This window comes from Vibrio sp. St2 (genome assembly GCF_947311885.1).
Lineage (GTDB): Bacteria > Pseudomonadota > Gammaproteobacteria > Enterobacterales > Vibrionaceae > Vibrio > Vibrio coralliilyticus.
In genome coordinates this window covers 174,107-188,718 of the sequence record NZ_CAMZNA010000004.1, presented here as the reverse complement: position 1 = coordinate 188,718, position 14,612 = coordinate 174,107, and the positions used below count along the sequence as shown (strand labels likewise).

The window sequence follows — 14,612 nt, the reverse complement described above, 5'->3', positions numbered from 1 at the left end:
TAGGTTGTTGAATACGCCATGGGGGGCTGGAATTTATCCATCCCCCCATTCTTTCTAATAAGAGAAAAGATATGTCAAAAGAATTTAGCCGCACGCAGCGAGTATCGCAGCAGCTGCAAAAAGAACTGGCCATGATCCTACAGCGTGAAGTTCGTGATTCACGCTTGGGCATGGTTACTATCTCAGACGTAGAAGTGTCTCGTGACCTTGCGTATGCAAAGGTGTTCGTGACCTTCTTATGTGTAGGTGAACAAACACCTGAGTCATGCTTAAAAGCGCTTCGTGAACATGAAGTTCATATCCGCATGATGCTAGGTAAGCGCATTCGCCTGCGCCTGACGCCTGAAATTCGTTTCGAATACGACAACACTTTGGTTGAAGGTATGCGTATGTCTAACCTTGTCAGTGAAGTGGTAAGTGAAGACAAACGTAAGCAGCAAGACGCTGGCCGTGATGGCGAAAACTCGGAAGAGGATAACGCATAATGGCTCGCCGTCGTAAAGGTCGTCCAATTGATGGAGTCATCCTGTTAGATAAACCGACAGGTATTTCATCCAATGATGCGTTACAGAAAGTCAAACGCATCTATTTTGCAGAGAAAGCTGGGCATACTGGCGCTCTGGATCCGCTTGCGACTGGCATGTTGCCAATTTGTCTTGGAGAAGCCACAAAGTTTTCGCAGTTCCTTCTTGATTCGGATAAGCGTTATCGTGTTATTGCCAAGCTAGGCGAGCGCACCAATACGTCGGACTCGGACGGTGAAGTTGTCGAAACTCGCCCAGTTGATGTTGATATGACGAAACTGGAAGCATGTATTGACAAGTTCCGTGGTGAGTCGGATCAGGTGCCATCGATGTTTTCCGCGCTCAAGTATCAAGGTAAGCCTTTATACGAGTATGCTCGTCAAGGTATTGAAGTCCCGCGTGAAGCTCGCAAGATCACGGTTTATGAAATCATCTTACACCGTTTTGAAGGTGATGAAGTTGAGATGGAAGTGCATTGCTCAAAAGGCACTTATATCCGTACGATAGTTGATGATCTTGGTGAAATGCTTGGTTGTGGTGCACACGTGACTATGCTTCGTCGTACGGCAGTCGCTAACTATCCATACGAAAAAATGGTGACGCTTGAGCAACTTAACGAGTTGTTGGAGCAAGCACACCGTGATGAAGTGGCACCACGTGAGGTACTCGACCCATTGTTACTGCCAATGGACACTGCGGTGGAAGATTTACCGGAAGTGAACCTCAATGCGGAGCAGACTGACTTAGTTCAGCACGGACAGCCAGTGTATGTTCTTGGTGTACCAGAAGGAACGCTGCGCATGACCTCGGGTGATGAGCGTACCTTTATTGGTGTTGCGGAATTGAACGATGACGGAAAGGTCGCGCCTAAGCGTCTGGTTGTCTTTCGCGATTAAATAGCGCAGCACAGTAAAAACCGAAGCGTTCGCTTCGGTTTTTTTATGTCTGGTTACTGAACCTGCTCCGCGCTACGCAATAATGCTCTCAGTTGCTGAGCGCGTTTTCGATTGACGCCGAAATCTGAGTATCCCGTGCGGGATTCAGAACGAACCAACAAGTTGTTTCCTTCTATGCGTAACTCAAGATCATCAACAAAGCGCATGATTTTTGATGTGCATTCTATCCTCAAATAGCCTTCTTCTTTTACCGCTGTTTTTGCACCGGGTAATTGAAGTGCCGCATTTTCAATTGCGTCGATACTGGCATGGCTGGTGAGAGTGAACGGGGCGAGTTGGTGTTTTTCTCTCTCGTCTTGCGTGGAAACACAGTTCGGTTTATCACCACATGGTGATGAGGTGCGATCAGTCATAGTTTGGACTCCTTGGCTGCAAGCGGATAGTAGCATCACGGAAGTGATTAAGAGCGCGGGCCTTTTCATTCACAATGTCCTTATTGTTATAAACTAAGTGTATTAGTTAAAGAACTTCTATAAAAATGGGTTGACGCACAAACGTCAACCCAAATTTCATATCAATGATCGTTTATCAGACTTCAAGGTAATCAAGGATTCCTTCTGCAGCTTTGCGTCCTTCATCAATGGCGGTCACGACTAAGTCCGAGCCTCGCACAGCATCCCCACCCGCGAAGATTTTCTCGTTGCTGGTCTGATACTGAAACTCTTGTTCAGAAGGCGCTTTTATCCTTCCCCACTGATCGAGTTCCACATCATAAGGCGCTAACCATTCCATCTTATGTGGCTGGAATCCAAACGCCATAATTACAGCGTCTGCTGGCAGAACATGTTCACTCCCTTCAACAGGCTCTGGGCGACGACGTCCGGCTCCATCGGGTTCTCCAAGGGCCGTTTTAACCACTTTCACACCAGAGACTTTGCCAGAGGCATCCACTTCGACACCCAAAGGTTGAAGGTTAAACTTAAAGTCGACGCCTTCTTCTTTGGCATTTTTTACTTCTCGACGAGAGCCCGGCATATTGGCTTCATCACGTCGGTAGGCACAAATGACGTTAGAGGCGCCTTGTCGAATTGACGTGCGTACACAGTCCATCGCGGTATCACCACCCCCGAGCACGACCACTTTTTTGCCCGCCATATCTACGAACGGTTGTGTGTCTTCCAAGTCCATGACTTTATAGGTGTTGGAAATCAAAAACGGCAGTGCATCGTATACGCCCGTCGCGTCCTCGTTTTCTAATCCAGCTCGCATAGACTTGTATGTACCGACACCCAGAAAAACAGCATCATAATCATCAAGCAGTTGCTGCATCGTTATATCCTGACCGACTTCAACGTTGAGACGAAATTCAACGCCCATATCAGTGAAGATGCGGCGGCGATTTTCCATCACGCCTTTTTCCAGTTTGAACGATGGGATGCCAAAAGTGAGTAGGCCACCGATTTCAGGGTAGCGATCAAAAACAACAGGTTTGACGCCGTTGCGCACTAAGATATCTGCAGCAGCAAGTCCGGCTGGGCCTGCGCCGATAATGGCCACCTTTTTGTCTGTCCATTCGACCTGTGACATGTCGGGCTTCCAGCCCATTTCAAACGCTTTGTCGGTAATGTACTTCTCTATATTACCAATCGTGACAGCACCGAAATCGTTATTGAGGGTACAAGAACCCTCACACAATCGATCCTGTGGGCAGACTCGGCCGCATACTTCTGGCAGGCTATTTGTCTGATGGGATAGTTCCGCTGCTTCAAGAATACGCCCCTCATTGGCAAGCTTTAGCCATTGTGGGATGTAGTTGTGTACTGGGCACTTCCATTCACAATATGGGTTACCACAATCCAAGCAGCGATCCGCCTGCGCAGTCGCTTGTTGCTTGGTAAAGGGTTCATAGATTTCAACGAATTCAATCTTGCGAACTTTAATCGGTTTCTTCGCAGGATCGACACGTTGTACGTCAATAAATTGGTATACGTTCTGGCTCATGATTCAAACATCCTCCATGATTACTGCGCTTGAACGCGAAGTTCTGCGGCACTACGACTTTGGTGACCAAGCAGGGTACGAAGATCCGCAGCTTTAGGTTTCACCAGATAGAACTTTGGAATCCATTCATCAAAGTTCGCCAGAATATCTTCAGCGTGGACTGAGTTTGTCTCTTCAAGATGCTCTGCGATCAGGCCGCGTAGATGCTCCTGATGGATATAGAGATCAGACAGAGCCAGTGCCTCGACTGATTCATTGTTCACTCGACCTTGGAAGTCTTCGTTCTTATCAAGAACGTAGGCAAATCCGCCTGTCATACCTGCGCCAAAATTGACTCCGGTTGCCCCAAGAATTGCCACAATTCCACCAGTCATATATTCACAAGCGTTGTCGCCTGCGCCTTCTATAACCGCGATGGTTCCTGAGTTGCGTACGCCAAAGCGCTCGCCAGCTGTACCAGCAGCAAACAGTTTGCCCCCGGTTGCACCGTACAAGCAGGTGTTACCAATGATGGTAGCTTCATTACAGCGGAATGCTGTCCCTAAGTGTGGTTTGATGACCAACTTGCCCCCAGCCATGCCTTTACCAACATAGTCATTGGCATCACCAGTGAGATACTGCTCTACACCACCGGCATTCCAGACACCAAATGATTGTCCAGCGGTGCCATCAAGGTGGAGCTTAATGGGGGTTGCCGCCATGCCTTGGTTTCCATAACGCTTAGCAATTTCACCTGATAGACGCGCACCAATCGAGCGATCGGTATTAATGACGTTATAGAAGAAGCTTGCGGACTCGCGTGCTTCGACGGCTGAAAGGGCATCATCGATGATCTTCTGGTTCAACTCGGCCTTATCAAACGGTGTGTTAGGTTCTGTCCAAAATAGTGGATGACCTTCCGGTGATACAGGCGCTTCAAGAATATTGCTTAAGTCGAGCTTGGTTTGCTTGGCGGTCATCCCTTCTACTGTCTCAAGCAGTTCAGTACGACCGATGAGATCAGTGAGCTTTTCCACTTCAAGTTCTGCTAGCAAAGCACGTACTTCATCAGCCAAACCTACAAAGTAATTGATTACTTGCTCAGGTAAACCTTTAAAGAATTCTTTGCGTAGCATTTCGTCTTGAGTGGCGACGCCAGTTGCACAGTTATTGAGGTGACAAATGCGCAGGAACTTACAGCCCATCGCTACCATAGGTGCTGTTCCAAAGCCGAAGCTTTCAGCGCCGAGTATCGCGGCTTTTACAACGTCTAAACCTGTTTTTAGACCGCCATCCACTTGAAGGCGAATCTTGTGACGAAGCCCGTTAGCCACCAGTGCTTGTTGAGTTTCGGCAAGGCCTAGCTCCCAAGGACAACCGGCGTATTTTACCGATGTCAGTGGGCTGGCAGCAGTCCCCCCGTCATAGCCTGAGATGGTGATCAAGTCTGCATACGCTTTTGCCACACCAGTGGCAATAGTGCCAACACCAGGTTCAGAAACCAGTTTGACCGATACTAAGGCGTTTGGATTAACCTGCTTTAGGTCGAAGATCAACTGAGCTAAATCTTCAATCGAATAGATATCGTGGTGCGGCGGAGGAGAGATCAGCGTAACGCCTTGTACCGAATAGCGTAGTTTAGCGATTTCCGCTGTAACCTTATGCCCCGGAAGCTGACCACCTTCACCTGGTTTTGCACCCTGAGCGACCTTGATTTGCAGTACGTCGGCATTAGTTAGGTAATGCGGGGTCACACCAAATCGACCTGAGGCAATCTGTTTAATACGAGAGTTACGTTCTGTGCCGAAGCGGCGTGGATCTTCGCCACCTTCACCTGAATTTGAATAGCCACCGAGACTGTTCATCGCGGTTGCCAGAGCTTCATGAGCTTCTGGGCTCAGAGCGCCAATGGACATTGCGGCAGAGTCAAAGCGTTTAAACAGTTCCGTGCTTGGCTCAACCTGTTCTAGTGGTAGCGGTGTCGCAGATTTTTTCAGCGTCATCAAGTCGCGCAACATCGCAACTGGACGTTGGTTTACTTGTTTGGCAAAACTTTGATAATCACCACTCTCACCGGATTTGACGGCCTGTTGCAATGTGCCAACGACATCCGGGTTATAGGCATGATACTCGCCGCCATGGACATATTTCAGTAAACCACCATGTTCAATGGCTTTACGTTTAGCCCAGGCTTTACGTGAAAGGTTAAACAAGTCTTGCTGGAAGTCGTCGAAGCTGGCGCCTTGGATACGAGTCGTGACCCCGCGGAAGCAAAGTTCGACAACATCTTCACTCAGGCCCACCGCTTCAAACAGTTGCGAGCAACGGTAAGAGGCAACGGTGGATATGCCCATTTTGGACATGATCTTGTAGAGGCCTTTGTTAATGCCATATTGATAGTTTTGCATCACATCGCGATAGCTTTTTTCAAGCGCACCATCATCAATCAGTTTACCTAAGGCTTCATAAGCCAAATATGGGTAAACCGCTGTTGCACCAAATCCAAGTAGTACAGCAAACTGATGTGGATCGCGAGCGGTGGCTGTCTCGACAATAATGTTGGCATCACAACGAAGATTCTCTTCAATCAAACGTGTTTGCACCGCGCCTACTGCCATCGCAGCAGGAATCGGCAGCTTGCCTTTCACTAACGCGCGATCAGATAAAACCACCAATACAGTCCCTTCACGCACAACATCGACTGCTTGGTCACATAAGTCGTTGATAGCTTGTTGTAGGTCTTTGCTCTCAGGATCGTAATTGATATCTAAGATGGTGTTACGGTAGTGCGCATCAGCCAGTTCGAGCAGTTGCTGCATGTCTGAATAAAGCAGTACCGGCGAATCAAAAGTTACGCGATGAGCGTGTCCATCGGTTTCGCAGAACACGTTCATTTCTTGGCCAACACTGGTCGCCAATGACATGACGTGTTTTTCACGCAACGGGTCAATCGGTGGGTTGGTGACCTGAGCAAATTTCTGACGGAAGTAGTCGGTAACTAGGCGCTCTTTAGAAGAAAGAACGGCCATCGGGGTATCATCTCCCATAGAGCCAACGGCTTCTTGAGCCATATCACCAAGCACTCGAAGGACTTGATCGACTTCTTCGTTGGTCATAGCGAATTGCTTCTGATAGGTCTTGAGCAAATCGCTGTCAAAATTGCGCTCACCTACCTGATCTTCAGGCAATTGAGCAAATGGTGTGAGCTTATGGACGTTGTTGTCCATCCACTCTTTATATGGGTGGCGACCTTTTAGATCGTTATCAATTTCACTTGATTGCCACAATTTCCCGCGGCGTGTATCAACGACCAACAACTCACCCGGTCCAACACGGCCTTTTTCTGCCACTTCGTCGGGAGCGTAATCCCAGATACCCACTTCTGACGCCAGCGTGATGAGTTGATCTTTGGTGATCACATAACGAGCTGGGCGCAGGCCATTACGATCTAGGTTACACGCGGCATAACGACCATCGGACAATACGATGCCAGCAGGGCCATCCCATGGCTCCATGTGTTTAGAGTTGAAGTCATAGAACGCACGCAAGTCCGGATCCATATCCGGGTGGTTCTGCCATGCAGGCGGCACGAGCATTCTCATCGCGCGGAAGACGTCCATGCCACCCGCGAGGAAAAGGTCAAGCATGTTGTCCAGACTGGACGAATCAGACCCCGTCTCGTTAACAAATGGAGCAGCCGTTTGCAGATCAGGCAGTAGTGGCGAAGCGAATTTGTATGCACGAGCGCGTGCCCACTGGCGGTTGCCTTCAATGGTGTTGATTTCACCATTGTGTGCTAGATAGCGGAACGGTTGAGCCAGCGGCCAACGTGGTTGGGTATTTGTTGAAAAACGCTGGTGGAACAAGCAAATAGCCGATTCCATGCGTAAATCTGCAAGATCCAGGTAAAAGCGTGGTAAGTCTGCAGGCATACACAGACCTTTATATACAATCACCTGTGTGGACAAGCTGCAGATATAAAAATCACTGTCTTGTGTGATTTGCTTTTCTATGCGGCGGCGTGCGATATACAAACGACGCTCAATGTCGCGCTCACGCCAGCCTGCTGGAGCTGAAATGAACACTTGCTGAATGTTAGGTAACGAATCCAGTGCGATCGGGCCTAAAACATCTGAGTTGGTCGGCACATCTCGCCACCCTGAAACGGTAAGTGTTTCTTGAGCTAACTCTTTATTGATGATGTCTTTAGCGGATTGAGCTTTGACTGGGTCTTGGCTGAAAAACATCATACCTACGGCGTATTGTTTACCGAGGTTGAAGCCGTTTTCTTCAGCGATGAGGCGTAAATATGAGTCGGGCTTTTGTAATAGAAGACCACAACCATCACCGGTTTTACCGTCAGCGGCGATACCGCCTCGGTGGGTCATGCGATCCAATGCCGAAATTGCTGTACGAACCAGTTTGTGACTTGGTTGTCCTTCCATGTGGGCAATCAAACCAAATCCACAGTTGTCTTTTTCAAGACTAGGATCATATAAAGCCATTGCAATTCTCCCTTTGCTTCTCTGTCTTCCAGACAGAACTACCAACATTTAAAGGGTTGGTATTTATGACTAACTATGCTTTCAAATTGTTAAATTTTGCATAAATATACACAAAATCTTTTGTTATTATTTTACAAAATAAGACGAAATCATTTTCATCGACTTCACAACGTATAGCTTATGATAGAAAAGGTCAAGTTTTTGGTGAAATATCACGTCAATGTTCGATTTACCAAGCAATAACCTAGAAAAGTACTTATATATCATATGTATAGATTTTTGATTGTTACATTTTTGCAACAATTGAGTTCGGTGGATATAAAAAAGACCAGCACAATGTGCTGGTCAAGTTAGAAAGTTTGGAAGGATTGATTAGTTATTCGCTTGAGACCCAGAATCATTCATTGCTACCTGATTCTAGGTTTCATCCGGTTTACGCTGATAGCATCAGTGAATCGGCTTTAGCTTCAAGATGAGTTCCACCCATTAGGAAATCATCGATAGCACGGGCACATTCGCGACCTTCGTTGATACAACGAACCACCAAGGATTGGCCTGTTCGCATATCACCAGCAGCAAATACACCTTCTTGGTTAGTAGCAAAACCTTGAGTTGCTACGTTACCGCGATCATCTAGTGCGATATCCAGTTGAGCAAGTACGCCTGTTGGTTCTGGGTGCAGGAAACCCATCGCTAGGAATGCCATATCACATGGGATCACACGCTCGCTGCCTTCTACTTCTTTGAAGTTTGGACGCTCGCCTGGTTTCGCATCTTGCCATACGATGTCTGCAATACGTAGACCTGTTACCTGACCTTGGTCGTTGCCGATGAATTCTTTGGTCAAGATATTCCAATGGCGATCGACACCTTCCTCGTGTGACGTCGAGGTGCGCATAATCATTGGGTATTGTGGCCAAGGCATGTTTGCTGGGCGTTTCTCCGGTGGAATCGGCATGATTTCAACTTGAGTGATGCTTGCAGCGCCATGACGGTTAGAAGTACCTACACAGTCAGAACCAGTATCACCACCACCAATGACAACAACGTGTTTGTCTTTCGCGTGGATCTCTTCAGTCTTAAGATCCATGTCGTTGGCACGACGGTTGTTTTGCCCCAGGAACTCCATCGCGAAGTGAACGCCTTTTAGTTCACGACCTGGAACTGGCAAATCACGTGGCACTGTCGAGCCACCAGTCAGTAAAACCACATCAAACTCTTGACGTAGTTGTTGGGCATTCACATCAACACCAACATGTTGGTTTACTCTGAACTCGATGCCAGCGTCTGCCATCAAGTTGATCTTACGATCAATCACGTCCATGCCCAGTTTGAAATCTGGGATACCAAAGCGTAGAAGACCACCGACTTTTTCGTCACGTTCGAATACGGTAACGGTATGACCAGCGCTGTTTAGCTGCTCAGCAGCCGCAAGACCAGCAGGGCCCGAACCGATGATCGCAACGGTTTTGCCTGTGCGAGAACGCGGTGTTTTTGGTTTAGCGTATCCTTCACGATACGCCGTTTCTACGATGGTTTTCTCGATATTACAGATAGTGATTGGGTCTTGGTTGATGCCAAGTACACAAGCACTTTCACATGGAGCAGGGCAAACACGACCAGTGAACTCTGGGAAGTTATTGGTTGAGCTTAGAATGTTCCATGCTTCTTCCCAGCTATCACGATAAACCGCATCGTTAAATTCTGGGATGATGTTACCGATAGGGCAGCCGTTATGACAAAACGGCACACCACAATCCATACAACGAGAAGCTTGAGTATTGATCTTGTCACCAAACTCCTCGTTCAGAACGAACTCTTTGTTGTTCTTGATGCGTTCAGCTGGGTCGATCTTCTGTGGTAGTTCACGACCATGCTCTAAAAATCCAGTAGGCTTACCCATTATACGGCCTCCACTTGAGTTTCGTTTCCTTGAGACTGTGCTTCAGCTTTACGCTTTTGAAGAACCGCTTTGTAGTCACGCGGCATTACCTTAACCATAGAGGCTAGGCTTGCTTCAAAGTTGTCTAGGAAAGACTGAGCGACTTCACTTCCTGTGAATTGAACATGCTTAGTTAGCATGTCGAGTAAGAGATCTCTGTCTTCTTGCTCGATTGGATCTAGGTCTACTAGCTCTGGGTTCAGCTTTGACTCAAAGTCACCTGATTTATCCCATACGTAAGCCACGCCGCCACTCATACCTGCGGCAAAGTTACGACCTGTTGAACCAAGGATAATTGCTGCACCGCCAGTCATGTATTCACAACCGTGGTCACCGACGCCTTCTACTACGACTTTCGCGCCTGAGTTACGAACACAGAAACGTTCACCAGCCATACCGCGAATGAAAGACTCACCCGAAGTTGCACCGTAGAAACACACGTTACCAACTACGATGTTGTCTTCCGCGACAATGCTCGATTTCGCGTCTGGGTAGAGCACTAAGGTACCGCCAGACAGACCTTTACCCCAGTAGTCGTTAGCATCACCTTCCACTTCGAACTTCACACCCTTAGCTAGGAATGCGCCGAATGACTGACCCGCAGAACCGTTGAACTTCACGTTCATTGGCTTAGGTAGACCAGCATCTTTGTACACTTTCGAGATTTCGTTCGACAACATGGTACCTGCAGAGCGGTCCGTGTTGACGATAGGGAATTCGGCATTTACCGCTTCGCCTTTCTCGAGAGCAGGAATCGCTGCTTGAATCAGCTTGCGATCTAGAACTTCTTCTAGATTGTGGTTCTGCTGAGCTTGGTTGAATACGCCATCGGCTTCGCGAGCTTGCTCCACGTGCAGAACAGGAGACAGATCTAGGTTCTTGTATTTCCAGTGAGATACATCTTGGCGAATCTTCAGCTTCTGACCTTGACCGACCATCTCATCGATAGTGCGGAAGCCAAGTTCAGCCATGATTTCACGCAGACCTTGTGCCATGTATTGGAAGAAGGTTACTACGTCTTCTACGCGACCATCAAAGCGCTCACGAAGCGTCTTGTTTTGAGTCGCGATACCGACAGGACAGGTGTTCTTATGACACTTACGCATCATGATACAACCTTCAACCACCAACGCTGCGGTTGCCACGCCCCATTCTTCTGCACCAAGTAGTGTTGCCACTGCAAGGTCGCGAGGTGTCTTCATCTGACCATCCGCTTGAACCACGATACGGTTACGCAGACCGTTCTTCAGTAGCGTTTGGTGTGTTTCTGCCAAACCAAGTTCCCAAGGTAGACCTGTATGACGGATTGAAGACATTGGTGATGCACCAGTACCACCGTCGAAACCTGCGATTAGTACAACGTCCGCTTTCGCTTTCGCTACACCAGAAGCGATCGTACCTACGCCTGCTTCCGATACCAGTTTCACGTTTACGCGGCCCGCGCGGTTCGCGTTCTTCAAGTCGTAGATAAGCTGAGCCAAATCTTCGATTGAGTAGATATCGTGGTGTGGCGGTGGAGAGATAAGACCGACGCCCGGAGTTGAGTGACGCGTTGCACCGATCCAGTCGTCTACTTTATCGCCTGGTAGCTGACCACCTTCACCTGGTTTCGCACCTTGAGCCATCTTGATTTGTAGCTCATCAGCGTTGGTTAGGTAGTAAGAGGTTACGCCGAAACGACCTGAAGCCACCTGCTTGATTGCAGAGCGTTCCCAATCACCGTTGTTTTTGCGCTCGAAACGCATTGGGTCTTCACCACCTTCACCAGAGTTCGATTTCGCGCCAAGGCGGTTCATCGCAACAGCCAGTGTCGAGTGTGCTTCGTAAGAAATAGAACCGAATGACATTGCACCCGTCGCGAAGCGTTTCACGATGCTTTCAATTGGCTCGACTTCGTCGATAGAGATAGAACCGGCTGGGTTCTTAATGAACTCAAGTTGGCTACGAAGGGTTACCGCGTTGTCGCCTTGCTTATCTACTGCTGTCGCGTACTGTTTGAACTGATCGTAGTTCTTGTTGCGCGTAGACTCTTGCAGTAGAGAAATGGTTTCTGGGTTGAATAGGTGCTTCTCACCACGCTGTTTCCATTGGTAAACACCACCAACATCCAGCATTTGAATTGGGATTTCACGTTGTGGGTAACCGATGCGGTGACGGATCAGCACTTCTTTGGCGATATCATCAAGGGTGAGACCTTGGATACGAGAAACCGTACCTGTGAAGTATTTGTCTACAACAGACTTATGGATACCCAAGGCTTCGAAGATTTGCGCACCATGGTACGACTGCAGCGTAGAAATACCCATCTTCGAGAAGATCTTCAGAAGACCGCCATTGATCGCTTTACGGTAGTTGTTGAACAGATCGCGAGGGTTCGCTTCTGGATCCAACTTCTTCGTACGTTGAAGTTCAATGATGGTTTCAATCACTAGGTAAGGGTTAACCGCATTCGCACCGTAACCAAGTAGCGTTGCAAAGTGGTGCGTTTCGCGTGCGTCACCGGTTTCAACCACGATGTCACACTTCGCACGTAGGCCTTTACGGATCAAGTGGTGGTGCACTGCACCAACGGCCAGCATTGCTGGGATCGCCGCATGGTTTGAGTTCACTGCACGGTCAGTTAGTAGGATGATTGAGTAACCATCGATAACCGCGTCTTCTGCGTATTGGCAGATACGTTTTAGTGCGCGCTCAAGCTTGCCTTGATCTTCATTGGCTTGGAACACGATATCCAGTGTCTTCGCTTGTAGGTGCTCGTTATCGATCGCACGCAATTTCTCAAGCTCAGAGTTCGCCAGAACAGGTGATTCCAATTCAACTTTCTGACAGTGAAGTGGTGTTTCAGTCAGAAGGTTTTGGTCTTTACCCAAGTAAGTGTTCAGCGACATAACCATGCGCTCACGGATCGGGTCGATCGGCGGGTTGGTTACCTGTGCGAACAGTTGCTTGAAGTAGTTTGAAAGGTGCTGAGACTGATGAGATAGAACCGCAAGAGGCCAGTCGGCACCCATTGCTGATAATGGCTCTTTCGCATCATTCGCCATTGGAACGATGATTTCGTTCACTTCTTCAGTGCTCACACCGAAAGCTTGTTGACGGTGTAGCAAACGTTCTGGAGAAGGTTGGCTGAACTGGTTGCTCGCATCTGGCAGCTTCTTCAAGCTCAGTAGGTTTTCTTCTACCCACTTCTCGTAAGGCTGCGCTGTTGCGATGGTGTCTTTCACTTCTTCATCAGAGATGATGCGACCTTGCTCTAGGTCTGCAACGAAGATACGACCTGGTTGTAGACGACCGCGGAACTCTACGTTCTCTGGCTCAATATCCACAACACCGGATTCTGATGCCATTACTAGGAAGTTGTCTTTGGTCACTGTGTAGCGAGAAGGGCGCAAACCGTTACGGTCTAGTGTCGCGCCAACTTGAACACCATCAGTAAAACATACTGAAGCAGGACCATCCCATGGTTCCATGATATTCGCGTGGTACTGATAGAACGCGCGACGCTTAGGATCCATGTTTTTGTTTTCTTGCCATGCTTCCGGGATCATCATCATCAACGCATGTGGCAGGCTGCGACCAGAAAGAACTAGGAGCTCAAGTGCCATGTCAAAGTTAGATGAATCCGAGCTCCCTTCCTGACAGATTGGAAGAAGCATGTCGATTTCAGCCTGAGTAAACAGGTCTGATTCTAGGATTGCTTCACGGGCTTTCATCCAGTTCAAGTTACCGCGAACTGTATTGATTTCACCGTTGTGGGCAATGTAACGGAAAGGCTGTGCAAGACGCCATTTCGGAAAGGTGTTGGTAGAGAAACGAGAGTGTACAAGTGCTAGTGCAGTCACCATGGTTGGGTTTTGCAGATCAAGGAAGTACTGAGGTACTTGCTCGGTCGTTAACTGACCTTTGTACACCAATGTCTTGTAAGACATGGAGTTAATGTAGAAGTCGTCACCAATGTTCGAAACGCTTTCTAGGCAAACACGCACAGTGTAGTTACGAAGTACGTACAGTTTGCGCTCTAGCTCTTCAGGTGTGATGCCAGGGCCACCAGAGATAAACACATGCTCAAACTGAGGTTCTGTGCTTAGTGGGTCAGCACCGATCATAGAGTTATCGGTTGGCAATACGCGGTAGCCGATAACTTCAAGATCTAGACGTTGTGCGTTACGTTCTAGAATGTCACGGCATTGTTCGCGTTTGTACTCGTCTTTCGGGAAAAGAACGACACCAACACCATACTTTTCAAACGAAGGCAGTTTAATGCCTAACTTAACGGCTTCTTCTAATAGGAATTCATGAGGTTTTTGTAGCAAGATACCCGCACCATCACCGCTGCATGGGTCACAACCTTGACCACCACGGTGTTCCATTCGTGCCAGCATATCCAATGCTTGAGTTACTACTTCGTGCGATTTACGGTTTTTGAGGTGAGCAACAAAACCGATACCACAAGCGTCATGCTCCAGTTCAGGAGTATACAGACCCTGTGAACTTTGCTCTCTATCTACCATAGATACATCCTTCCAGTTCAGAAGACGCAAATGTACTAGCCGATACTAGTTTTGCGTCCAGTCCTTTATTTTTATGATTCGCAGCCTGCCTAGGTTGGCGACTTTGATTCCATTCCGTATCTCGCAGGAAAAATATTGCGAGAAAAACAATCCTTGGTGAAATCCATGTTTTTTGTATCACAATCTAGTGATTTATATAGGTGGGAGCTGGAAAACACCGATGTTTTAGCAACTAAATATGTAATTTATTACAT

General features: G+C 48.0%; 7 protein-coding genes. 2 read left to right on the top strand and 5 right to left on the bottom strand.

Going from position 1 to position 14,612, the window contains the following annotated elements:
- Window positions 1–71: 71 nt before the first annotated feature.
- Both rbfA and truB read left to right on the top strand, forming a co-directional pair.
- Entirely contained in the window at window positions 72–485 is a 414-nt protein-coding gene (gene rbfA / locus QMA41_RS14575; RefSeq protein ID WP_006958047.1) for a 30S ribosome-binding factor RbfA, read from the top strand.
- Complete coding sequence (truB, locus tag QMA41_RS14570; protein ID WP_198561504.1) at window positions 485–1,420, top strand: tRNA pseudouridine(55) synthase TruB; 936 nt, start codon at window positions 485–487, stop codon at window positions 1,418–1,420. Before rbfA ends, truB begins: the two co-directional genes overlap by 1 nt.
- Before the next feature lie 53 nt (window positions 1,421–1,473).
- Here truB and QMA41_RS14565 read toward each other — a convergent pair whose 3' ends face one another.
- From QMA41_RS14565 to gltB (QMA41_RS14545), 5 genes are all read right to left on the bottom strand, one after another.
- Window positions 1,474–1,902 carry a DUF1499 domain-containing protein gene (locus QMA41_RS14565; RefSeq protein WP_281630032.1) on the bottom strand — a complete coding sequence of 143 codons (429 nt, stop codon included), beginning with the start codon at window positions 1,900–1,902 and terminating at the stop codon, window positions 1,474–1,476.
- A 106-nt stretch (window positions 1,903–2,008) separates the two neighbouring features.
- Window positions 2,009–3,421 carry an FAD-dependent oxidoreductase gene (locus tag QMA41_RS14560; RefSeq protein WP_281630031.1) on the bottom strand — a complete coding sequence of 471 codons (1,413 nt, stop codon included), beginning with the start codon at window positions 3,419–3,421 and terminating at the stop codon, window positions 2,009–2,011.
- A 20-nt stretch (window positions 3,422–3,441) separates the two neighbouring features.
- The gene (gene gltB, locus QMA41_RS14555; protein ID WP_281630030.1) at window positions 3,442–7,905 is read right to left on the bottom strand and encodes a glutamate synthase large subunit; all 4,464 of its coding nucleotides are present in this window, start codon (window positions 7,903–7,905) and stop codon (window positions 3,442–3,444) included.
- Between the two features lie 433 nt (window positions 7,906–8,338).
- Window positions 8,339–9,808: a glutamate synthase subunit beta gene (locus tag QMA41_RS14550; protein ID WP_281630029.1), complete on the bottom strand. Its 1,470-nt coding sequence runs from the start codon at window positions 9,806–9,808 to the stop codon at window positions 8,339–8,341.
- Entirely contained in the window at window positions 9,808–14,358 is a 4,551-nt protein-coding gene (gene gltB, locus QMA41_RS14545) for a glutamate synthase large subunit (protein ID WP_281630028.1), read from the bottom strand. The genes QMA41_RS14550 and gltB (QMA41_RS14545) overlap by 1 nt, the downstream gene beginning before the upstream one ends.
- Between the last annotated feature and the right edge of the window lie 254 nt (window positions 14,359–14,612).